The 1232-nt window shown below is 55.6% G+C and carries 1 pseudogene; it reads right to left on the minus strand.

Annotated features, from left to right (window positions below):
• Window positions 1-175: 175 nt before the first annotated feature.
• Window positions 176-1232 (minus strand): annotated as a pseudogene (locus SD72_RS16660) (ABC transporter ATP-binding protein); the annotation flags it as partial.

The following is a 1232-nucleotide window of genomic DNA, read 5'->3' on the forward strand; positions in this document are numbered from 1 at the left end:
TGGATACTTTCAGCGAGGCGAGGCCCGAGCTATTGCTGCAATACGTAGGGGTGACGAGGAGGCCTGGAATGAGGCGGTTTCGTCGATGAGTTCAACACCTGTTTGGGGGAAGTTGGTACCTCTAAACCCACTGCGTGTCCTCTCGCCTCAAGCGTATCTCGTACGCGGGCGACGGTCACGACGGCTTGCTATGTACATTGAGAGCCTCATTGGAGGCCCCAGCACCTTGGGCCCTGCGCGCAGTCAACTGTGTGATCACATCACGAGCAAAGAACAGATTCGCCGATGCGTTCGTGACCGCTCCTTGCACGCCATTCATTGCCGGAATCATTCGGAACCCCGTGGCGGCGAACAGCGTGACGGACCCAACGGCAGCAGCGCTACCCCCGATGAGGTATGACGTTCCACCAATCAGCAAGAACCCGCCAATCAAGGCAACCTCGAACGCATATTTTGGAACGATACCCAGGAAGGACATATTTGCTCGCGCTCGGGTTGCGCGCGCACGGTTACTCGAGATGACTGTTGCCACTTCATCGAGCTTGCCTCGAAGCGTTACTTCCTTCAGAGCGTCGACCATCTCCGTCATAATCGTCGCCACACGATATGCGTAACGTCTGTTGTGTTCCCCAGCTAGTTTTGCTCTGCGGTTCACGAGCAGCATTATCGAGAGCGAAATCGCGGAAAGATAGATGACCGCGATAGCTGCGGTCAAAGGATCAGACACAAGCAAAACTGCTAGAACAGCAACAAATGTCAGCGCGTTGCCGGGGATCTGTGAGATGGGCAGAATAAAGCCAAGATTAGTGTTCGCCATTGAGGTGTCAACCACCCGGGTGACCTCGGCAGTACTCATCCGGGAACGCTCCTCCCAACTCGAGCGCATGTAGTTACGAAAGAGCTCGTCTCCCACTTCAAGTTCGTACCGAGCAAAGCGCCGAGTTGCATACCAGTGCAGAATGACTGCAAACAGGCCCTTGAGGACGAATAGGGCGCAAACGACGACAGCGATCCACGGCACCGCGCCGGCAGGCAACTCCCCAATTACCGGCAGCTGGATGGCCCTCCCGGACACCAGTGGTGTCACGGTAAGTACGATGAGCGCGAGGGCGAGGGTGTCGAGGATTGATAGCAAGCTAGTGACGATCGAGTACACAATATAGAAGGGCTTGGCCCCCTTTGGGAGCACGTCGAAGAGCTCGAGTAGTGTATTCCACAGAATTTTCATATCA

Source organism: Leucobacter komagatae (assembly GCF_000834055.1).
Classification (GTDB): Bacteria; Actinomycetota; Actinomycetes; order Actinomycetales; family Microbacteriaceae; genus Leucobacter; species Leucobacter komagatae_A.